We start from the raw sequence: 22538 nt of genomic DNA on the forward strand, positions 1-22538 counted from the left end.
TCCCTGCAATCTGTTTCCCCCTGTTGAATAATGAAATCAGAAATTAGAAAAGTAAAACATTCTGTGATCGGAGTACGGCCGAAATATTTGCTCTTTCTTCAGAGCACTCTATCCTTGTTGTTGAAACGGCACTTTGGGGACGGCGCAAAATGAAACGACACGAAAATCCGGCTGAATTATCCAGCGGTGCTGATACCGCTTTTTATAGCTTGGATATTTCCCCAGCGGCAAACAGGATCAGAGGCTATAAATCAGGTGTTCTGATCTTTGATTCACGACAATGCTTGTTGATGAACGAAACGCATCATGATCCGGTTTATTATGTGCCAAAAAGCGACATCAATATGTCTCTTCTAACGCTGTCAGAATTCCGCACATTTTGTCCGTTTAAGGGAAATGCCTCACACTGGTCCCTCGAACTTGATGGTCAGAGAACGCAAAATGTTGCCTGGTCTTACGAATCCCCCTTAAAAGATGCTGAGCCAATCAAGGGATATCTTGCTTTTTATGATCTGTCGCTTGACCAGATGTATATCGACGATGATTTAACAAACCCACAGGATCATGATGCACCATCCGGGACGGATTCATTAACCGAATGGTTGGCTCAAGGGCGGTGGAGCAACGACAATTCAATGATGCTGACCCGACAGCTTGTAGACAGATTGTTAGCAATCGGTTTTCCGATAATGCGGCTGAATGTAGCAATCCGTCAGCTCCATCCCTTAATCGCAGGTGAGAGTTATCTTTGGCAGCGCGAGACGGATACGGTGGTCACTAATCAGATGTTTCATGAAAATGCAACGTCAACACAATATCTTCAAAGCCCGCTTAAACTTGTGACAGAAGGACTGGGCGGTATTCGGCAAAAGCTCACGGCAGACCAAACCGAGTTTGATTTTCCTATCATGAAGGATCTAAGGGACCAAGGGGCAACGGATTACGTCGCCTTTCCGCTGATTTTTTCAGATGGACATATCCACAACCTGACCTTGACGTCTGATGCACCTGACGGTTTTTCCACATCACATCTTGGCCAGATCTATGAAGCGCTTCCCATGATCAGCCGTCTTTATGAAGTGCACAAACTGAAAGCCAATGCAAAAAGCCTTCTTCAGTCTTACCTTGGCAAATCTGCAGGTGACAAAGTGTTGTCAGGCCTGACAAAACGCGGAGATGGCGGGACAATCGAGGCGGCTATTCTCTATTGTGATCTGGTGAATTCAACCCTGCTCACAGAAACCCTGAGTCAAGAGGCATATCTGGACTTGCTGAACAGCTTTTTTGACGCTGTGGCCCAAGCCGTCTATGCAAATCATGGGGATATTCTGAAATTCATCGGAGATGCCGTTCTGGCAATTTTTCCAATTGAAGACAGCAGCAACAAAAGCCGGAGAGAAGCCTGTATCAGTGCTGCCAAGGCGACAAAAGAAATATCACACAACATTGCCCAGTCCCCATTTTCGGACAATCTTTCCAGCAAAACAGGATTGCATTTTGGACAGGTTCGATACGGGAATATAGGAAGCGAACAACGCCTTGATTTCACCGTCATTGGAAGTGCCGCCAATGAAGTGGCCCGTATCACTGATATTTGTTCAACCCTGGGAGAAACAGCCCTTGTCTCAGAGCAGATCGCCAGCGATTTATCATCCGGCTTGAAATCTGCCGGTAAATTCAACCTGAAAGGGTTTCACAAAGAACGAGAGCTATTCAGTTTTGACCCTGACAAATTCGAGCCTTAGGTGAATTTGAAATCAATCTTGTTTTCTTCGACTCCCCAATAAACAGTCGTATGCTGCTCGGGTGTAGACGCCAGTAATTTTCCTTTTCGGTACACCCTCAGTCTAGCTGGCTTCAACCGAAGTGCTTCAATTTCATCTTTTGCCTGCAGAACAACCAAATCGGCATGACACCCAACGTCGAGGCCATACTTTTCCAATCCCAACGCCTGCGCGCCATTAACAGTGACAGATCGGAACATTTGTCTCATTTCGTCCTGCCCGGTCATCTGCCCCACATGAAGCCCCATTGAAGCGACCTCCAACATGTCGTGACTACCCAAAGAGTACCAGGGGTCCATCACGCAATCATGACCGCATGCAACGTTGAGCCCTGCCGCCATCAATTCCTTCACCCGGGTCATACCGCGACGCTTCGGATATGTATCATGCCGTCCCTGTAGGGTAATATTGATGAGCGGATTGGCGATCACCTGCAAATCCGCTTCGGCCATCAACGGAATTAACTTGGAGACATAATAATTATCCATAGAATGCATAGATGTCAGATGAGAGCCGGCCACCCGCCCCTGCAATCCAAATCGCACCGTTTCCTGCGCCAGCATTTCCACATGGCGAGACAACGGGTCGTCGCTCTCATCGCAATGCATATCCACACGCAGGCCTCTATCCGCAGCGAGCTTACAAAGCGCGGTTACGGACGCGCTACCGTCTTGCATGCTTCGTTCAAAATGCGGTATGCCCCCCACAACATGAACCCCTTTATCCAATGCCCGGATTAATAGTTCTTCGGCCTGCGGATCTCGATAAAATCCGTCTTGCGGAAAGGCCACCAGTTGAAGATCAATATAGGGCTTCACCTCGTCCACAACTTCCAACAAGGCATCCACCGCCAAAAGGGACGGGTCACAAATATCGACGTGCGACCGTATGGCAAGGGTGCCATTTGCCGCTGACCAACGGCAAAGCTTATGCGCCCGTTCTTTGATATCAGCCGCGTCCAGCGTTGGCTTAACCTCACTCCAGAGTGCAATCCCTTCCAGAAGGGTGCCAGATTGATTAACACGTGGTCTGCCATAGGTAAGGGTCGCGTCCATGTGAAAGTGGCTATCCACAAAAGGGGCCGAGACAAGATGTCCACCCGCGTCATATTCCTCCTGCGCCTCTGCTACCAGGTTTGGCTCAATCGCAATAATCATGCCGTTCTGACATCCAATATCAACCAGCGTTTCAGAGCCACCTGCCCGTCGGGCATTTCGAATGATTAAATCCAGCATAGTAGGTTTTTCCTATCTTTGACCACGTCGGAACGGCACCAAAAGCGCTTTTGGATAGGCCGCTTTGCGAGACATTACAATCAACGCCAGAATACTGAACACATACGGCATCATAAGGTAAAACTGGTAGGGAATAAACGAAGCACTGGATTGTTGAACGCGAATTTGGATCGCATCAAACGCCGCGAACAAAACCGCACCCAACAGAGCCTTTCCCGGCCGCCAGGACGCAAAAATGACAAGAGCCACACAAATCCAGCCCCGCCCATTTATCATATCAAAATAGAAGGCATCAAAAACCGAAATCGTTAAAAACGCACCCCCCACAGCCATAAACCCGCTGCCGACCATAACGGCCGCTGTCCTGACACGATAGACATCAATCCCCTGCACTTCCACGGCCATCGGGTTTTCCCCAACCATGCGAACCGCGAGCCCGACCGGTGTCCGGTAAAGACCATATGCCACGACACCGACCATAATGAAGGCAAGATACGTCAAGGGCGACTGGTTGAAAAAGGCTTCCCCGATCACGGGAATGTCCGACAGGAACGGGACGGCCCAAGACTGGAAAGGTTCGATTTTTGGAGGCGTTGTAACGCCCGGCAATAACATTCTGAATGAATAATAACTCAGGGAAGTGGACAAAAGCGTAATGCCAATTCCCGTCACATGCTGGGAAAGCCCCATATATACCGAAAAGATACTATGTAAATACCCAAACAGCATCCCGAAGGCCGCGGCCACAAGGACTGCCGTCCATAAATCGCCACCTTGATACACCCACATCCAGGCAACCATTGCGCCCGTTGTCATGATGCCTTCAATACCAAGATTAAGAACCCCGGCCCGTTCGCAAATCAGTTCACCAAGCGTTCCGAAAATCAGCGGTGTGGCCATCCTGACTGTGGCAGCCCAAAACCCGATATTAAGGAACATATCAAAGAAATCCATACTGTTCCTCCTTATCCGAACCGGACGCGCATGCGGGTCAACATGACGGCCAACATCACCATTAGTAAAGACGCCGCCGTAATGACATCCGCGATATAATTGGAAACATCCATTGCCCGGCTCATACTATCAGCCCCATTGTAAATGCCTGCAATAAACAAGGCCGCGGCAATGACGCCCAACGGATTAAGCCCCGCCAGCATGGCAACAGCTATGCCCGTATAGCCAAAGCCTGGCGATATATCGAGCGTTAGATATTCTTTTGTCCCGGCTACTTCCGTCACGCCCGCGCAAGCCGCAAGACCTCCGGATATCAAGGCGGTACGGATAATGGTTTTATTTATCGGAATGCCGGCAAAACTAGCCGCATCCTGATTTAATCCAACCGCACGTATTTCAAGTCCCCATTTGGTCTTGCTCATGACAATCCAGATGCAGACAGCGGCCAATACTGAAAAAATCAATCCACCATGAAGCCGGGTCTTCGCGATCAGGTTCGGCAGAATTCCGCTATCAACAATGGGTGCCCCTTGAGGCCAGCCCATCGCCATAGGATCTTTCCATGGTCCGAAAAGCAGGTAGTTGGTCAGCAGCAAAATCACGAAATTCAACAAGAGGGTGGTAACAACCTCATCCACTTTAAGCCGGGTTTTCAGCAAGGCCGGGATCAACAGCAAGACCCCTCCTGCGATCGCGCCCACCACAAACAGAAACGGTATCATCAATGGGGCTGGCAGAGTAATAAGACCAGTTCCAAAATAAGTGGCTGCTAGCGCTCCCATATATAATTGGCCTTCACCGCCAATGTTCCAAAGCTTCGCCCGAAACGCCACAGCGGCAGCCAAACCGGTCAGGATCAAAGGTGTTGCCCGCACCAGTGTCTCCGCTATCGCAAATTTCGATCCAAACGCTCCAACGAACAAAGCAAAATAAGACTCTAGCAAAGGGGCTCCCGCCCAAAGAATAAGCCCGCCGCACAGGATCAGAACGATAAAGACCGCCGCGATTGGGGCAAGGATTGTCATCCAAAGGGGCGTATGGGTTCTCGGTTCAAGCAGCATGGCTGTCCTCCCTATCGGCAGACAAAAACCCTTCGCCGCTCATCAAAAGTCCCAACTGTTGCAGGGTAACCTCTTCTACCGGCATCTGCTTGCTTAGCTGACCCTGATACATCACAGCAACCAGATCCGAAATGGCCAGTAATTCTTCTAAATCTTCAGAAATCAAGACAACTCCTGCGCCCCGGCCACGGGCCTTTAATAACTGTTCATGGACAAATGTTGCAGCCCCCACATCCAGACCCCGCGTCGGCTGGTTGGCCAGAATAATTTGCGGATTATTTTCAAGGATACGGGCAAGAATGACTTTCTGCATGTTACCGCCTGAAAGCCCTCTCACGATTGTATCCGGCGCGGCTCCCCGGATATCAAATGCTTTGATAAGCCGTTCTGCATGCGCTCGGATTGCGCCGGCCTGCAACCATCCCTTTTTTGAAAATTCCTTGTTGGAATATTGTTCAAGGATCAAGTTTTCCTCAACCGAGAAATCCCCAACAACGCCTTCGACATGACGGTCTTCCGGCACTCGCCCGACACCTTGCTCTACCATGTGTAATGGATGAAAATTATGTACCATCTCGCCGCTCATCTCGACGGTCCCCTTGCCGGGTTGAAGGGTACCGCAAATCAGATCGGATAGGGCTTTTTGTCCGTTTCCTGAAACACCGGCTATTCCGACGATCTGGTTTCTCCGTAAATGTAGAGACACTGATTTCAACTGGGTCTGGCCCGATTCATCATCGAAACCAACACCGTCAATTTTCAACAGCGGGTCTCCTGCGGGCAACGTTTCGCGGACCGGCTGCGGGATAACCTCACCCACCATTTTTTCTGCAATAATTTCGCGAGAAGCCTCAGAAACCGGAAAGTTTGCGACAAGTTTACCATGTCGAAGAACCGCAATATCATCCGCAATATTCATGACTTCACCCAATTTGTGAGAAATGAAAATGACGGAGAGTCCGCGCGCCAGCATATCTCTTAGAATAACAAAAAGCTGGTCACTTTCCTGCGGGGTAAGGACGGCGGTAGGCTCATCCAGAATGAGGATTTTAGCGCCCCGATACAGGGCCTTAAGAATTTCTACCCGCTGTTTTTCGCCAACGGTCAGCGATTTAATGGAAGCGTCCGGATCAACGGTTAAACCAAATTCTTCCGATAGAGACATCAATTTGTCTCGAGCCGTTTTCTTTTCCTGTCGAAGGGACCAGAGTTTTTCCGTTCCCAGTATAATATTCTCCAGAACCGTCAGATTATCAGCCAGCGTGAAATGCTGGTGCACCATTCCCACGCCTAATGCAATTGCCTGCGCCGGGCTGGAACTATCCAGCCTTTTGCCAAACACCTCGATATGACCTTCATCGGCGGCATAGTGACCAAAAATGATATTCATCAAGGTCGTTTTGCCAGCGCCGTTTTCCCCAAGAAGGGACAAAACCTTACCTTTTTCCAACGAAAAACTGATGGCATCATTTGCTGTCAGATTGCCAAACCGCTTCGTGATTTGATCAACGCGCAGCACTATCTCAGACTGGGTCAAACCCTTCGCCCCCGAATATATGGAAAAGGGTGAGCGATACGCTCACCCATCATTTTAGAATGTAGATTTTGGTTCGTCGTCGTTGATCTCGACAACGAATTCACCTGACATGATTTTCGCTGTAAGCTCTTCGACTTTTGCTTTCGCAGCAGCAGGAATTTTGCTGTCGAATTCATAGAAAGAGGACAAAGAGGCGCCGCCTTTCTGCATCATCGTCCATTCTTTATAATTGGACGCTGTAAACGTTCCAGCTTTCACATCTTTGATCGCATTATCAATCGCATTTTCCATGTGCCACAAAGCCGAAGCGACGACAACGTCTTTGCCATTTTCTTCTTTATTCATGTCGTTCACATTACCGAATGCCAGAATGCCTTTTTCCCGAGCGGCATCAACAACACCCGCACGTTCTGCATATAAAACATCAACACCAGATTCGACCTGAGCAAAGGCAAACTCTTTTGCTTTTGGTGGATCGTACCAAGAACCAATGAAGGATACTTTGAACTCGACATCTGGATTAACCGAACGCGCACCCGCCATGAAGGCGTGGAAAAGCCGGTTTACTTCACCAATCGGATATCCACCGATCATCCCGATTTTATTGGTTTTCGTCATCGAACCTGCGATGACCCCCATCAGGTAGCATGGCTCGTGGATATAGTTATCAAAAACCGAAAAATTCTTGCCATATTTGTCACCGGGATCGCCCATTAGAAATGCGACTTCCGGATAATCATCCGCCACTTTTCGAGCCTCACGGCTAATACCAAAAGCTTCACCAACAATCAGTTTGGCGCCGCCTTCAGCATATTCGCGCATTACGCGGACGTAATCTGTATTGGCAGTTTTTTCAGAGAAAACATAGTCGATTTTCCCTTCTTTTTCCGCTTTGACCAACGCTCTATGCAATGTGCCAGCCCATTTTTGCTGTACTGGAACTGTGTAAATACCGGCAACTTTCAATTTATCGGCCTGAGCAACGGTCGCCCCCAGTACCATCATCATGCCGACGGCCAAGGCCGTCATCATCTTCCGTATCCCCATCTCGCTCTCCATGTTGGGTTCACATGTCATAACGTGAACCAGATTGACATTCTTAAGCATTCTGGTCTTCAAAAACCGTGCCAGACTTGCTGTCAATTCTTCTCATTAGAAAAACCATACATAAAAACTGACCAATTGGTCAAATTTTCCCGGCATTACTTCTCTAAATTCCGTGCAGAACCGCTCGTTATTCTGTTTAATTCTGATCCCACTTCATAAGGAGTTACCCTTTCTGTTGCAATTTTATTTATCGTTTGCACAAAAAAATAGCATAAAAAAACCTACATCAAATCAATGATGTAGGTTTAGTTTTTGCTTATTGATCGATCACCCAGACTTCTTTTTCAGCCGCTGTACGCCACTCTTCAAATGCCGGCAATTGCCAAACTGCATCGCAATAACGCCGGCAGACATCTGACACCGGAACAGATCGGCTTTTAAGGCGTGCGACAACAGGAGCAAAGGCGGCATCTGCTAAAGATAACGCCCCAAATAGATACGGCCCTTCAGCGGAATACGTCTGGAGACAATCCTCCCAAATCGACAAGATACGCTGCACATCCTGTTCGACATTTTCCGGTAATGGTTGATAGGCTTCACATTTCGAAAGGTTCATGGGAACATGCTCACGCAAAGCAAAAAAACCACCATGCATTTCTGCAACAATTGAACGGGCCCTTGCTCTCGCATGGGGGTCAATTGGCCAAAGTGGCCCGCCCATACTGTTTTCCGCCGCAAATTCCATGATAGAAAGGCTATCCCAAATACTATACCCATCCTCTACCAGAACAGGTACTTTCGGTGGGGCACCCGGCGCCAGAGTCTGAATAGTGGCATGCGTTTGTGTTTCGAACAACGGGACGACCTGCTCCTCGAACTCAAGACCGGCAAATTTCAGGGCCAAAAACCCTCTTAAAGACCACGAGGAATATCGTTTGTTACCCATCACTAATAGCCGCGCCATTTTACGCTTTCTCCATAAAGAATAAATTCAGGGCCAGTCCGACGAACAGACTGCCAGATAAATAAAATAAACATTTTCTCAACACAGGGCGGTCAGACATCACCTGTCCTGCACGCCCCGCCAAAACCCCCACAGCGCCATTGACGACCAAACCACTTACGCCAACAAAACAGCCCATCAAGAATATGGTTAGTGTCAAATGTTGGGTGGTGGGGTCAACAAACTGAGGGAGAAAAGCAATAAAGAACAATCCCACTTTGGGGTTAATGACATTAGTCAGAAATCCACGAAAAAATAAATGCCGCTTTGAAGGATGGGTATCTACGGTCGAGACACGGACCGGCTTTCTGGCTTCCTGAAAAGTCTTAAACCCGACCCACAACAAATATAGGGCTCCTGCCACTCGCAACAGATCATACGCAAACTCTGAACGTGCCAAAAGGGCTGTCACACCAACGGCGGCAAAGGTGGCGTGAACCAGCGCACCAGAGGCAACCCCTGCCGCAGAGATCAACCCTGCGCGGCTGCCCCCTTTCATTCCGCAGGCCGCAGAAAACAGCATATCCGGCCCGGGCGTTAAGTTTAAAACCAGAACGGCTGCAAAAAACAAACCAAAAGCAACTGGATCCATTTTCTGATCTCTACTTCCCTTGCTCGCCTTTTATCACGGCCTGTGCAACCAGCATTCGATTTGCTTTTGGATCAAATGTGCAGGAAGGACTGCCATAAAGAACATATCCCTCTTCCAGCGCTTCACTGACACGCACACAAAAAGCATGAGTATCTTCACCTGTTAGCAAACGATAATATGGTTTTTCTTTATCCTGGTTTTTACTCATTATCAGTTTTTCCTATTTCTAATTTTGCTAAAGACAACAACCCAGCCCAACAAAAAACATCCCCCGGCCAACGCCATCACAGACCAGTTCAAAGACCTTACATTCCGTCGAAACTTCAGCGAAGCACCACGAATGTTGGCTTTTTTCTGTTTTAAAGACCAATTAGCCTGATAAAGACCGTCGGTTATTACATCAAAGGTATCCGCAATATGGGTCATGCGGCTTGCCTCATAGTTTGGCCCCTGGTCCTCTCGCTTCACGACATGGCTGCCATCTGCATTTCCAACCTTTCGGCCTAACGGATCTAATACTTCAACGACATACTCATAGGCATTATTCGTTTCATCCTGAATGTTGATCTCGTAATCAACTGTTACCAAGACCCGAACGGGTGACATTACCGACGTTAATCTCAGGCCGCCGACCTCTCCGGAATTACCCTGCAAAGGATGGACGGATATTTCCTCTCCGCTATTGCTGTAATCATGGAACTCCCAGCCAGCAAGACCGATCGACCCCACAAAAAGTAATAATACCAAGACCTTACTCATAAAGGCCGCTCCTCTATCATCGCCTGAATTAACTTTCCGGATGATGATGCCTGCGTGCAAGCCCCGACGCAAGAAATCTTCGTTTCCTTTTCAACACAGACTTGAAAAATTAAACCACTGCGTGGCTCTTAAACGTAAAGGTGTTTTTTTGATCGTTATCGCATATCATAATTTTCTTTTTGAACCTATTGAGGCCGAACGACGACACACGTGCAGACCCTTTGTTATAAACCAACATTAAGTGGAAAAATCATGAGACAGATTGCAACATTTGCCATTACAGCAATATTAGCAACCCTGCTTGCGTCGCAAAGCCATGCCGTCAAGCCAGCAACACACGGATTGAGCATCAATCAAGAAATCAATGTTCACGATGTTGGCACAGTTCCAACGATTACGGTTCGAAATACCTCTGTAAATAAACAGCTGAGTGCCCTTTCTCTGCAAGCGGAAAAAAACAGCATCCAAATCAAAATGAAAGGTGAAGTCGAGTGCGGCGGTACCTATTTCGATAATTATCGGAAACGCCAGGGATATACGTTTAAAGAAGGTCGTCTCGGTGTCGGAACAGAAGAGGACATCTATTGGGACGTCCAGGCCGGAACAAGCAATAATATTAACAAAAGCAGCCATGCAATTACAAAAACACTCACGGTGAACCTTGCCCATTTCAACGGCACCGAACACGAAATCAATGCCGCTGCCTATGTTCTTCAAAAAGCGAACCAACATGCCGGTAATGGCGGCAATAAAATAAACTACCTCCGTCAGGACCATGTTTATTATGTCAAAGTACCCATTCGTTTTCAGGCAGATTGCCGAAAATTCACTCGCTACAAAATAAAAAAGGAAACGGTGATGGAAAGCGGCGCGGACAATATCGTTGCCACTCGGCTCATCAATGTCAAGATTGCGTATAAAGGAGACAAAAACCTGACAGGAAGCCTGTCGGCTCAACTTATCCCTAATCAAGGACAGGGAAACACGATCAATGCAGGCCCACAGAATTTTATCTCCGTCGACAGCGGAACCTTCCTTCAAGGCATTAAGAAACTGAAAGGAAAATGTGTTCTGGAACCCTTTTTCAAAATTGAATTAAAAGGCTCTGGTAACGGTCAGGTCAAAATACGGATTAATGACGGCGGTTCTACAATTTTAGACAGCGCCCCTGTTACCTTCAGTAAAGGCAAAGCCGTCTTTACCTTTTCTAAGAAAGTCGGTTTACCAGGTTCAAATCAGCTAAACAAAACTTACCAGCATGATTATCAGGTATATGTCCGGACAAAAACCGACAACGAAGCACAATTTCCAGCCGCTTTTCAGATCGTTAATGGTGCGGCTCTTAATTGGGAACACACCTGTATCCAACCCGTTGTTGTTAATCCAGCCATTGGAAATACGGGAAACAATGTCTTCGCACCAAGCACCCCTCAACCAAAACCCGCCCGCAAAATCAACTGAACAAATGGCATGCGAACGATTAGAGGCTGCCTTCGGGTAGCCTTTTTTTGTCGGCGCCCTTTTCCCAAAAAAAGGAGCGGACATGATCACAGGCTTCATACCGATTGCAATCGCACCCGGCACCCAGGAGGTCGGGCTTTGGTTATCCGCGTAAGCAGCCGCAGCCTGATCAGGAAAAAAGCGTCTTGATAAGTGGATTAGGAAACCGCCGTTCCAGCGAAATCGCGAAAAATGTTTCTGAAATACCGGGCAACTGCTCAATCTCCAAAAGGGTGCCCGCCTCCAATTCGTCTTTCACGACAATCGGCGGAATGGCCGCAATTCCAGCCCCTTCGCGCGCCATCAGTCGCATCATCGCCATATCATCAATTTCTGCAGCTATTTGGGGCGTCACGCCCAACCGGTTGATCAAAGCATCAATCCCTCGCCGCAACCCACTGGATCGGGTTGGGAGTAATAGAGGACTGCTTGCCAACCGATCCGGGAGTGACATTTCCTCTGAGCAAAGCCTTTGTAATCCGATCAGACTGACCGGCTGCTCATCCAGTCGATGGGCGATAAACGGGGTCATCGCATCGGCCTGCGGTTCCTGATTGGTAAGCACCAGATCAAGTTGCATGGCGCTCAAGGCGCCCATAAGCTCGGCGGAACTCCCTGTACGCAAAATGATTTCAACATCTGTGCGCCCCAAAATCGGTTTCAAAAATGACAATTGAAAGTTGCGGGAGAGGGTCGATATTGCGCCCACGCGCAACGGCTGACGCGAAAACCCGGTTTGTTGCAGTGTCGCCAGCAATTCCTGCCCTGTCGAAAAGATGACCTCCGAATGATCGAGCGTTATCCGGCCAGCCTCTGTTAAATGCAGAGCCCGACCTCTTCGTTCAAAAAGCTTCAGGCCAAGGCGCTCTTCAAGCTGTCGTATCTGCGAGGATAGCGCCGACTGAGACACATTCAGATGTTCCGCTGCCCGGGTAAGATGTCCTTCGCGGGCGACAACGTAAAAATAATAGAGATGGTGGTAATTGATATTCGCCATATCGTTCACTTTAACAGAACGAAAACTAATAAACTATGTATTTTTATTAATAAAAAATATTCGTTAGCTTCCCGGAATTCGCCATCAAGGAGCTTTGTTCGATGAATTTTTTGTATTTACTGCCGGTCCTCGCATCTGCTCTTTTGTTTGTTGTTGCTGCCCTTGCAATCGTACCCGACACGAAACGATCTGATTTGTTCTTCAAGGGGGCTGAAGGCGCCGGCTTGATCACCTTTCTGATGGCGATCGGCGCAACAGCAACCCTTTTCTCGCACGGGGCGGGAACCAGTATGCTGCTTGGTCTGGGTGATTTTGGCTTTAGTGCCAGAATAGATGTTATTAGCGCAACCATGTTTTGCCTTGTATCCTTCATCGGCTGGATCGTGTTGCGCTATTCACGATCTTACCTGCAGGGAGATGCTAATCAGAAATTTTTTATAGGGTGGATGGCGGCAACGCTGGCGTCGGTTTTGATGGTCGTCTCCAGTGGGAACCTGTTTCAATTGGCGGCCTTCTGGATATTGACCAGCCTGTTTCTTCATAAGCTTCTTCTATTCTATCCAGACCGACAAGCCGCCGTGCGGGCGGCCCGCAAAAAATTTGTGATTGCCCGTGTCGGCGATGTGACCATGGTTGGCGCCTGCATGGCACTTTATCTCAGCTTTTCGACAACCGACATTGCGACCATTCTGACCGTTGCAAAAACAGGAGACGCAACCTTACTCGTTATTCTGGCCACGGTGCTGGTCGCTGTTTCAGCGATTTTGAAATCGGCACAATTTCCAACCCATGGGTGGCTGACAGAGGTTATGGAAGCCCCGACACCGGTATCTGCACTGCTCCATGCGGGTGTTATAAATGCTGGTGGTTTTCTTCTAATTCGGTTTGCCGATGTTATGCTGCTCGCCCCCGGGGTTCTTGCAACTCTTGCAATGATTGGCGGGTTTACTGCCCTGTTTGGCGGCGCGGTCATGCTGACACAATCGGCCGTCAAAACTTCACTGGCGTGGTCCACAGTGAGCCAGATGGGTTTTATGGTCATGCAGTGTGGCCTTGCCCTGTTTCCATTGGCCCTTTTGCATATTGTGGCGCATTCTTTATATAAGGCACATGCATTTCTGGGATCGGGAACAGCAGTTGAACTGGTTTCAAAAAATCGCCAGCCAGGTCCCGTTGCCGTTCCCAATGGGAAAGCGGTGCTGAGGGCCTTTGTCGCCGCGTTGGTAATCTATGGGTGCGTCGGCCTGGGTTTCGGGTTTGACGGCAAATCACCCCAAGCAATTGCACTGGGTGCCATCCTGATTTTTGGTGTGGCCTACCTGATCGCCCAGGGTTTAGCGGACGATGCCCCACGGGCCCTGACCATCCGCACCAGCATTTATGCCCTTGCCGCATCCATCAGTTACTTCACCCTGCAAGAAGGCATCAATTATCTTTCAGGCGCGGCATTACCAAAAACACCAGCACCCGGGCCTCTGGAATGGGCCCTGATCGTTCTGGCTCTGCTCAGCTTCGGCTTGGTTGCCCTTGCGCAATCCACATTTCCCCTTTGGGCTCACCATCCGGCAACGGCGGGCTTGCGGGTCCATCTTGCAAATGGCCTTTATTTCAATGCGATGTTTGACCGTCTGATAGGCGGCTGGGCAACAACCAAGACACACAAAACATCCTGAGGAGACGACCCCATGAATAGCCTTGAAGAAAATATCATCGCGCCGCCCCTTCAATTGAAAAATGCCATTGATGCTGCCGGGCAAATGATCCCGCCCTCGTGGCCTCTGGACAGCTCGGTGGCGGTTAATCCTTTTTTCGGCCAAAGCACAGAAACACTGGCCCATGTTGCAGCCCGACTTGATCGGATTGGTGGCATTGACATTGTGATGCCCAGAAACTGGTATCAGGACAAAATCGAACGGAACGAGATCACTGATCAAGACCTTGAGGATGCCCTGAACGCCACCCCTTATCAGAACAGACCCGCAGATATAGAGGCGCTGAAAAATGCTCTCAACGCCCCCGTTGAAATGGGACGCCGTCTCAATACCGTCTCAGAACTGGCCGCAAAAGCAAGCGGTACGGATTGGGGGAGTATTATTGACGACCGTTTTGGTCTTTGGGCAGGCGGTTTTTTTGATCAGGGACAAGCCCTATGGGCCACGTCCCGCAGAACCGGTGCGTGGAAATCCTGGCGGTCATGGGCAACCCATGACTTAACGCCACAGATTTTGGGCCTGAAAGACTTCTGCACCTATGTGGATCTGCTACCCAGTTCCCCGTTTGAAGCCATAACACGGGTTGTCAGTGCTCTGAACATTCCCCAGCAGGCGATGGACACTTATTTCCACCAACTGTTATTATCGTTAGGGGGGTGGTCCCAATATGCCCGCCACGAAGTCTGGAAAGACGAGTTGGAGGGCAAATCGAACACCATTATGATGGAACTTCTGGCCATACGGCTATGCTGGGAAGAAACCCTTTATCGGCAATACCAAAAGACAATAGAGACAGAATGGCACGCGATCCTGGACAAACATCAGGAACCTGTTGTCCCCTCGTCCCATCAGGTTATCAACGAGATCCTTCAGGAAGCTGCCGAGCGGTCGGTCCAACGGGCCCTTTCCAAGACCTTTGCCTCCAATACCGCAAGCAACACCAGACCATCGGCCCCGCTCCTACAGGCTGCCTTTTGTATTGATGTTCGTTCAGAAGTTTACCGGCGGGCACTGGAAGTAGTGGACCCCGGCGTTCAAACACTGGGCTTTGCAGGTTTCTTTGGTCTTACGACCGAGCATAAAAGCTTCGGTTCTGATGTGGCAGAAAACAGGTTTCCAGTGCTGCTCACTGCCGGATTGACGTCTCGGACGGGGAGTCCAGACGCTTCCATGGACGCGACCGAAAAAAGTCACAGATATCAGGCCCGCTCCCTCCGGGCATGGGGACGCTTCAAGTTGGCGGCGGTTTCCTCCTTTGCCTTTGTCGAGGCAATGGGCCCTGCGTATGTGGTTAAACTGTTGCGGGGGGCCTTTGGATTGCAAAAAATGAAAAAAGGTGACAGCCACGCGCCTCGGTTTGATCCAATGCCGGTTGTTCAGGATCGTATTGACGCTGCCGAAAAAATTCTGCGGGCCATGTCCCTGACCGAAAATTTTGGCAAGATTGTTCTGATAACCGGGCATGGCGGGAATGTGGTCAACAATCCCTTTGCCAGCGGCCTGCATTGCGGTGCTTGCGGTGGCCATGCGGGCGATGTCAATGCCAGACTGCTTGCAACCGTTTTAAACGATAGAGAGGTTCGGTCCGGCTTAACCTCACGCAACATCCACATCCCGGACGATACTCTCTTCATTGGGGCCTTGCATGATACGACCACGGATCGGGTCACGGTTTATGACGGAGACTGCGCGTCGAAAATCCATAAAAACAGCCTCAAGAAGATACGAAAATGGCTGGACAAGGCCAGTGCTCTCGCCAGAAAAGAACGGATGCACAGACTTCCCGACGCCAAGACGGAAAAGGAAATTCGGGCACGGGCGCAAAACTGGGCGGAAGTGCGTCCCGAATGGGGCCTTGCCGGATGTCAGGCGTTCATTGCCGCGCCCCGCACAAGAACCGCCGATCAAAAACTGGATGGTAAAAGCTTTTTGCATGAGTATGACTGGAAACAGGATCAGGCCCATGACTTTAGTGTTCTGGAACTGATCATGACAGCGCCTGTTGTGGTCGCCAGCTGGATCAGCCTGCAATATTATGGCTCCAGCGTTGCCCCGAATGTTTTCGGCTCGGGCGACAAGCTTCTGCATAACGTTGTTGGCGGGATCGGTGTTCTGGAAGGCAATGGCGGAAAACTGCGGGCCGGCTTACCCTGGCAATCTGTCCATGATGGCACCAAACTTGCCCATGAGCCTCTTCGGTTGTCAGTTTGTATCGAAGCCCCGATCGACGCCATGACGGCCATTCTGGACAAACATGAAAGTGTTCGGGCACTGTTCGACAATCGTTGGCTACATCTTTTTGCGCTGGATGAGACAGGCAAAATGGCCTGGCGCTATGCTGGAAATCTTAAATGGGAGCTATTTTCAACCACGGACCACACAACACCCATGGCGAAAGCATCCTGACCCCTGACGCCAGTTCCACAGCCTAAGCAATCAAACAAAAGCTTAGGCTGTGGCCCTGAAAATTGACGATCCCGTCGTAGACCTGCTGTCCCGTGAATGGGTTAAAATATCACTCTGTCAGACTTTTTCTCAGGATATCCAGTATCGATTTTTTTTAATACCTTTTCACAAATATCACTAAAGGTGCCATTCGGCCGCGACCGTAATTCATTATAAGCTTTTTTCATTTCCGAATTAGATATCGAAGGACCAAAGTCCTCCGGATCACGTTCTCTTGCATAAGGAGCCAATTTATTAATGTAAACTTTGAGCAAAACAGTATCGTAAATGAGGGTAACGTCCGGCATTCTAACATCACCTTCAAGAGTAATCCGACTATGGTATAATGAACATCAGTGTCAGCACTCAGAACCCCGCAATTTCCTTGAGGTCAAAGTTCAAGAATGGCAGAGGGTTTTGTGAACACTCTGCTTTGGCTAGGAACTGAACAGAATGTGGAGGTGAGAGGAAAGCTAGCAGTGAAGAAAAAGAATTAGTGGAGGTGTTAGGCGCAGGAAAATGATTGCACAGCCACAGTAGAGTAGGCTTTTTCATCCGCAAGTGGGGCATGGGGGGAGTAAGCCGCGCCAGTAACGTAATATACCCGCTCAGAAATTTGCCTAGAAAAAATGCTTCTTGGTGTTAATTTAAATCTACTCCATTTTTTGGTGTTGTTAATCGAACCCTGAACGTTAATATGTGTTCAACAAGTCAACGATTAAGGGGTGAAATTGTAATGGACACAGTAGAGCTATTCGCAGGCGCGGGCGGGCTTGCAATGGGCCTGAGTTTTGCCGGATGTAAACCTAAAGCAGTTATTGAGTGGGATAAGTGGGCTTGTGATACAATTCGGGAAAATACGACTAATGCTTTTCCTATCGTGAAAGATTGGCCCCTCATTGAGGGTGACGTCAGGGACTATAATTTTCAAACCCTAGAAGGAAAAATCGATATTGTAGCTGGAGGTCCACCTTGCCAACCATTTTCTCTCGGCGGCAAGCACAGGGCGTATAATGACGATAGAGACATGTTTCCTGTAACCGTCGATGTCATCCGACAACTAAAACCAAAAGCCTTCATAGTAGAAAATGTCAAAGGCCTTACTCGACCAAGCTTTGCCAACTATTTTCAATATATTGTTTTGCAACTGACATATCCGGATATAGTCAGAAAGCCTTCAGAAGAGCCGCACCAGCACTTAGCTCGATTGGAAAAAGCCAAGTCATCCAACACTAAATCTAGCCTAAAGTATCAAGTCATTACGAGAGTGGTGAATGCTGCAGACTATGGTGTGCCACAAAAGCGTGAAAGGGTATTTTTTGTCGGGTTTCGATCGGACTTAGGAGTACAGTGGTCATTCCCTGAACCAACTCATAGCTATGATGCATTATTGGAATCTCAATGGATTAATGGAGAATATTGGGATCGTCATAATATGTTTGCCAATGCCAAGCGATTAACCCCGAGGGAAGCAAAAAGAATCGAGCGGCTGAGAAAATCTAATGTTCGCCCGTTGAGTAACAGCAAGCCTTGGATGACCGTACGTGATGCGCTCTTTGACCTTCCTGACCCTGCGTCCCAAAAAAGCTCACTCATCCATCTAAATCATAAGTTCCAAGCAGGAGCAAAACAGTATCCCGGCCACACTGGCAGCCCATTGGATTTGCCGTCTAAAGCACTAAAGGCAGGGGTTCATGGGGTGCCGGGCGGCGAAAATATGATGGTCTTAGATAATGGTCGCGTAAGGTATTTTACCGTCCGTGAAGCAGCCCGCCTGCAAACCTTTCCCGATGGATACCAGTTTCATGGCGCTTGGTCGGAAACGATGAGACAATTAGGGAATGCTGTACCTGTCCATCTCGCTCAAGTGGTTGCCTCAAGTGTCGTTCAGAAACTTTTGACCCGCGAAGAGAGAGAACTCAAACTTCACCATTCAAAATTAAATTAAAATGGATCAAATCAAACCATACAATCCACTAGACAAGCGGCATCTTGGAGAAAGTGTAGCGGAAGCTTTATTGCGAAGCCCAATTCATCCGATGAGCAGCATACCAGAATTTGTCGGCGCTGGTGTTTATGCTATTTACTACACTGGAGAATTTAAGCCTTATTCAAAGATATCAGAACAAAACAAAGAGGAAGAGTACTCACTTCCGATTTATGTAGGCAAGGCCGTACCCGCAGGTGCACGAAAAGGCGGACTAGCCGATGGTGCTCCTCATGGAAAAGCCTTATACAAACGCCTAAATGAACATGCGAAAAGTATTGAAGTTGTAGGCAACTTGGATTTAACCGACTTTGCGTGCAGATTTTTGGTCGTTGACGAAATTTGGATTCCTCTTGGTGAGAGCTTGTTAATATCAAAATTCAAACCACTTTGGAATCAGCTGATAGATGGCTTTGGAAACCATACCCCCGGCAATGGCAGATTTAATCAAGCTCGATCAAGATGGGACACACTCCACGTGGGACGTGAATGGGCTGCAAAGTGCCAAGAAAGAGGCGAAAAGGCAGAAACTATCAGCAATGAAATTGCCTCACACTTAAGAGTAATGTATGGTTAAATCAACCTATCAATCAATCTCCAGATGAATAGCCCCTAGTTTTCTAGACGCCTTCGGTTCTCATTTTCTGCTGCCGTTCGAATTCGATGGGCGACAACATCCCGTTTCTTACGTGTTTGCGTTTTGGATTGTAGAACATCTCGATGTAGTTGAATACATCCTGTCTGGCATCCTCTCTGGTTTTGTAGGTTTTGCGTCGTATCCGTTCACGCTTGAGCAGATTAAAGAAACTCTCTACGACGGCATTGTCGTAACAGTTCCCACGTCGGCTCATGGAGTGTTCCAAATTGTGAGCCTTAAGAAAGGAAGTCCAATCAATACTGGTAAACTGGGAACCCTGATCGGAATGGATCAGGATCTTATTCGTTGGCTGCCTTCGCCATATAGCCATAAGCAGCGCTTGTAGCACCATATCTGTCGTTTGCCTGCTTTGCAGTGACCAACCGACAACACGGCGGGAGTACAGATCAATCACAACAGCCAGATAAGCAAACCCTTCTTGTGTCTTGATATAGGTGATGTCCGTCACCCAGATCCTGTCAGGGGCCGCTACATCAAACTGTCGGTTCAGCCTGTTGTCGACATTCAGCGAAGGTTTACCACCGTAACTGACGGGACGTCTTTTGTATCCGACCTGCGCCTTGATGCCCGCCAGTCTCGCCAGACGTGCGACACGGTTCGGACAAGATGTTTCTCCCTGATCGAGAAGATCATCATGAAGCTTGCGATACCCGTACACCTTGCCACTTGCTTGCCATGCATTGCGGATAAGTTCCGTCTGACGAGCGCCCTCTTTAGCCCGGCGGCTCAGCGGGTTCTTAAGCCAAGCATAGAAACCGCTGGGATGGATGCGGAGGCAGCGACACATTGTCCGCACCGGAAACAACGGACGATGATCGGCGATGAACGCGTATCTCATTTTACATCCTTGGCGAAATACGCGGTGGCTTTTTTTAGGATGTCACGCTCCTCAGTCACTCTGGACAGTTCCCGCTTCAAGCGCAAGATCTCGTCATCCTTGTTGTCCCTGCCGGAGGACGACGCAAACTTCTTCCTCCAAGCGTATAGTGAATGCTGGCTCACACCCAACCGACGCGAAACCTCCGCAACTGGATAGCCCCTTTCGGTGATCTGTGCCACCGCATCTCGTTTGAAATCATCACTGAAATTAGTTTTAGCCATAATAGCCTCCTCCCCTCAAATTTAGGTTAGAAAGTGTCTACATATCTAGGGGCTATTCAAGATGACCTAATCATCAAATGCGTTATTTTAATGTCTCGGTACTGCAGCTTCCGAATCTCCTCATCCAATTTCTTAAGCATATATCCACGGCCATACCGACCTGACATGCCCTCCTCGCCATGCCCCTGCAGGGCGTCCATGATCTCTTTACTGACACTGCTCTCACGGCAAGCATCTTCAAAATTATGCCGGAAACTGTGAAATACTTCTTTGCTTGATTTCTTAATACCAAGCGATTCCAATAGCCTTCTAAAATGCCTTGAGTATGGAGTTGAATAATAGCCGTCCGACCCCATCTTTAACTCAGGGAACAACCTATCTTCCCCCTGACTTCTCCTCAACTTAACCAAATCCAACAACCCAATTTTGATCAAGTCTTGATGAATAGGAATATCTCTTCTAGAAGTACTAGTCTTAAGCCGCTGGTCTTCCTCAGCATTGGTGAGGTGGAAGTAATTAATACCATCCGCTTCTCGTATATCGTTGAGGCGTAGCTGAATAATTTCTCCTGATCGCGCTCCAGTATACAATGCAATCAACGGCACCCAAAAGCGACCATGATCTTTTGGAATATGATTGCCTTTTATGCCCCAATGTCTCGCAGATTTACAGCCAGTATAAAGAGGGCTGGAGAAGATCGCTTTAAGCTCATCCATAGTGAAGGGGTCGCGTTCATCCCTCGCCTTAACTCTGATTTTGATCTTCATTCCTTTAAACGGATTGCTGAGATTTTCATCATAATTGACGGCTGCCCATCCCCAGAACGCCCCAACAAACCCCATCAACTTGTTAATATTCTTGTCCGACATTGGAGTAAGATTAAGCGCAGCGGCCCGTTCAGCTGCATCTGAGATTTTTAGCCCCCTCAGTTCGTCTTTCTTATTCCAATTCGCGGGAAGCCTCATGAGCAAGTTCTTGAATTGTCGTGCATCTGCCTTCCCATACTGATCAATGGGTTTATCTCCAATCACAGAAATAAAGTGGTCCATCCAAACACGGTGCTCTCTCTCAGTTTTCTCGACCCAGTTTCTGACAGACTTCTCTGCAATCCATTCCTCTTTTGCCTCAGATAGAAGCTTCCCGTCTGAATGTTTGGCGCTACTGCTTACATCGGATTGGACAGGACTTGGTGTTTCAACAATCTCACCAGTATTTCTCTGCCGTCTGACTTCGTTTGCTTTTAACAAGACCTCTTGAAGCGTATGGGCAAGTTTCCGCCAACTTTGAGAACCCTCAGATAACTTGAGGGAAATTTCTGGATAGGAGAGAACGCTTCGCACCATATGGTGATCGTCTTCATCGACAATTCGTTGTGCATACTTATGCCGCAGAATTGCATTTACCTCATCGACTTCATCAATATAATCACCAAAGTCAGGTAGCTCCTCCTCCTCAGCAGGGACAACAACTAGAGGCAAATCACGCACTCTGTATTCTCCAAACCCCTCCAATCTTGTCTCCTCGTCCGCCTGCACGAGCTGCTGGAAATACGTATCAGCAATGAACCCGATCTGCTCGTCGGATAGATGCTCCAAAGGAGGTTCCCGATCCTTCACAAGTCGCAACCGATGTTCATCGAATTTTCGATCAACGCCCGCTGCTGCCACGCGAACCTTTTTCAGTGCCTCCTGATAGTCGGAGGTTCCCAGTGAGAAGGTTTCTTCAGATTTAGGGTATGTCGCCTTGATATCTTGAGGGATGGCTGCGCGGTGGTAATACCGGTTGCCACGAAGGATTAGTCTGGGATGTTTGGGCATGTCTTCCATCGCTCCGCTGTAACAGTCCGATGGAACAATGCAATTTCAAATGCCTTACAAATCAGTAAGTTATTGATTTTATTATGGGGAAACTGGTGCCGCCGGAGAGAATTGAACTCTCGGCCTCTCCCTTACCAAGGGAGTGCTCTACCACTGAGCTACGGCGGCGAAATCGGTAGGAACTGCGCGGAATATATAAGGTTTTATGACCTTGTCAAAGAGTTTGTGAAAAATCTCAATTCATTGGAAATTCCGTCTGATCGGGAATAGCGTGCGAAGAACCTCTCTGCCCAAATTCGCCTCATGGAACGGCCGCCCCTTTGCCCGTGATCCGGTGCCTTCATCCCCT

Annotated in this window: 19 protein-coding genes and 1 tRNA gene; 6 read left to right on the plus strand and 14 right to left on the minus strand. The window is 48.6% G+C overall.

The window, feature by feature from the left end; translation table 11 throughout:
• Positions 1-149: 149 nt before the first annotated feature.
• Positions 150-1745, plus strand: a complete 1596-nt coding sequence (locus tag OIR97_RS15565) for a DUF427 domain-containing protein (protein ID WP_169543148.1) — start codon at positions 150-152, stop codon at positions 1743-1745.
• Here the strand turns inward: OIR97_RS15565 and OIR97_RS15570 are convergent.
• The 9 genes from OIR97_RS15570 to OIR97_RS15610 all read right to left on the minus strand — a co-directional run bounded on the left by OIR97_RS15570 (position 1742) and on the right by OIR97_RS15610 (position 9972).
• Entirely contained in the window at positions 1742-3019 is a 1278-nt protein-coding gene (locus OIR97_RS15570) for an amidohydrolase family protein (RefSeq protein WP_169543149.1), read from the minus strand. The genes OIR97_RS15565 and OIR97_RS15570 overlap by 4 nt on opposite strands.
• Positions 3020-3031: 12 nt before the next feature.
• Complete coding sequence (locus tag OIR97_RS15575; protein ID WP_169543150.1) at positions 3032-3973, minus strand: ABC transporter permease; 942 nt, start codon at positions 3971-3973, stop codon at positions 3032-3034.
• 11 nt (positions 3974-3984) lie between these two features.
• A complete protein-coding gene (locus OIR97_RS15580; RefSeq protein ID WP_169543151.1) occupies positions 3985-5034 on the minus strand; it encodes an ABC transporter permease in 1050 nt (349 codons plus the stop codon).
• The gene (locus OIR97_RS15585) at positions 5024-6571 is read right to left on the minus strand and encodes an ABC transporter ATP-binding protein (RefSeq protein ID WP_169543152.1); all 1548 of its coding nucleotides are present in this window, start codon (positions 6569-6571) and stop codon (positions 5024-5026) included. Before OIR97_RS15585 ends, OIR97_RS15580 begins: the two co-directional genes overlap by 11 nt.
• Before the next feature lie 54 nt (positions 6572-6625).
• On the minus strand, positions 6626-7600 hold the full coding sequence (locus tag OIR97_RS15590) for a BMP family protein (protein ID WP_407696683.1): 975 nt from the start codon (positions 7598-7600) through the stop codon (positions 6626-6628).
• A gap of 334 nt (positions 7601-7934) precedes the next feature.
• Positions 7935-8582, minus strand: coding sequence for a glutathione S-transferase (locus OIR97_RS15595; protein WP_169543153.1), 648 nt, complete (start codon positions 8580-8582; stop codon positions 7935-7937).
• A gap of 1 nt (position 8583) precedes the next feature.
• Positions 8584-9213: a LysE family translocator gene (locus OIR97_RS15600; RefSeq protein ID WP_169543154.1), complete on the minus strand. Its 630-nt coding sequence runs from the start codon at positions 9211-9213 to the stop codon at positions 8584-8586.
• A 10-nt stretch (positions 9214-9223) separates the two neighbouring features.
• Complete coding sequence (locus OIR97_RS15605; RefSeq protein ID WP_169543155.1) at positions 9224-9421, minus strand: DUF1737 domain-containing protein; 198 nt, start codon at positions 9419-9421, stop codon at positions 9224-9226.
• 2 nt (positions 9422-9423) lie between these two features.
• Positions 9424-9972 carry a hypothetical protein gene (locus tag OIR97_RS15610; RefSeq protein WP_169543156.1) on the minus strand — a complete coding sequence of 183 codons (549 nt, stop codon included), beginning with the start codon at positions 9970-9972 and terminating at the stop codon, positions 9424-9426.
• A 252-nt stretch (positions 9973-10224) separates the two neighbouring features.
• Here OIR97_RS15610 and OIR97_RS15615 point away from each other — a divergent pair, with 252 nt between their 5' ends.
• Entirely contained in the window at positions 10225-11433 is a 1209-nt protein-coding gene (locus tag OIR97_RS15615) for a hypothetical protein (protein WP_169543157.1), read from the plus strand.
• 169 nt (positions 11434-11602) lie between these two features.
• Here the strand turns inward: OIR97_RS15615 and OIR97_RS15620 are convergent, their stop codons facing one another.
• Positions 11603-12469: a LysR family transcriptional regulator gene (locus OIR97_RS15620; protein ID WP_169543158.1), complete on the minus strand. Its 867-nt coding sequence runs from the start codon at positions 12467-12469 to the stop codon at positions 11603-11605.
• A 101-nt stretch (positions 12470-12570) separates the two neighbouring features.
• On the opposite strand from OIR97_RS15620, the gene OIR97_RS15625 reads away from it, so the two are divergent.
• Both OIR97_RS15625 and OIR97_RS15630 read left to right on the plus strand, forming a co-directional pair.
• The gene (locus OIR97_RS15625) at positions 12571-14142 is read left to right on the plus strand and encodes a proton-conducting transporter transmembrane domain-containing protein (RefSeq protein ID WP_169543159.1); all 1572 of its coding nucleotides are present in this window, start codon (positions 12571-12573) and stop codon (positions 14140-14142) included.
• 12 nt (positions 14143-14154) lie between these two features.
• On the plus strand, positions 14155-16587 hold the full coding sequence (locus tag OIR97_RS15630; protein WP_169543160.1) for a YbcC family protein: 2433 nt from the start codon (positions 14155-14157) through the stop codon (positions 16585-16587).
• Between the two features lie 101 nt (positions 16588-16688).
• On the opposite strand, the gene OIR97_RS15635 is transcribed toward OIR97_RS15630, so the two are convergent.
• Positions 16689-16934, minus strand: coding sequence for a hypothetical protein (locus tag OIR97_RS15635; RefSeq protein ID WP_169543161.1), 246 nt, complete (start codon positions 16932-16934; stop codon positions 16689-16691).
• 428 nt (positions 16935-17362) lie between these two features.
• On the opposite strand from OIR97_RS15635, the gene OIR97_RS15640 reads away from it, so the two are divergent.
• A complete protein-coding gene (locus OIR97_RS15640; protein WP_169543162.1) occupies positions 17363-18574 on the plus strand; it encodes a DNA cytosine methyltransferase in 1212 nt (403 codons plus the stop codon).
• A 1-nt stretch (position 18575) separates the two neighbouring features.
• On the plus strand, positions 18576-19190 hold the full coding sequence (locus OIR97_RS15645) for an Eco29kI family restriction endonuclease (protein ID WP_169543163.1): 615 nt from the start codon (positions 18576-18578) through the stop codon (positions 19188-19190).
• Between the two features lie 43 nt (positions 19191-19233).
• Here the strand turns inward: OIR97_RS15645 and OIR97_RS15650 are convergent.
• The 3 genes from OIR97_RS15650 to OIR97_RS15660 form a co-directional block, all read right to left on the minus strand.
• Positions 19234-20372, minus strand: a protein-coding gene (locus OIR97_RS15650) for an IS3 family transposase (protein ID WP_169543164.1) whose coding sequence is annotated in 2 segments (ribosomal slippage) — positions 19234-20135 and positions 20135-20372 — 1140 coding nt in all. Because the reading frame shifts where the segments join, the coding sequence is not laid out codon by codon here.
• Positions 20373-20428: 56 nt separating this feature from the next.
• Positions 20429-22198 (minus strand): site-specific integrase, encoded by a 1770-nt coding sequence (locus tag OIR97_RS15655; RefSeq protein ID WP_169543165.1) that lies wholly within the window; start codon positions 22196-22198, stop codon positions 20429-20431.
• A gap of 84 nt (positions 22199-22282) precedes the next feature.
• Positions 22283-22357: transfer RNA gene (locus OIR97_RS15660), tRNA-Thr, on the minus strand.
• Positions 22358-22538 lie beyond the last annotated feature (181 nt).

The organism is Sneathiella aquimaris (genome assembly GCF_026409565.1).
Taxonomy (GTDB): domain Bacteria; phylum Pseudomonadota; class Alphaproteobacteria; order Sneathiellales; family Sneathiellaceae; genus Sneathiella; species Sneathiella aquimaris.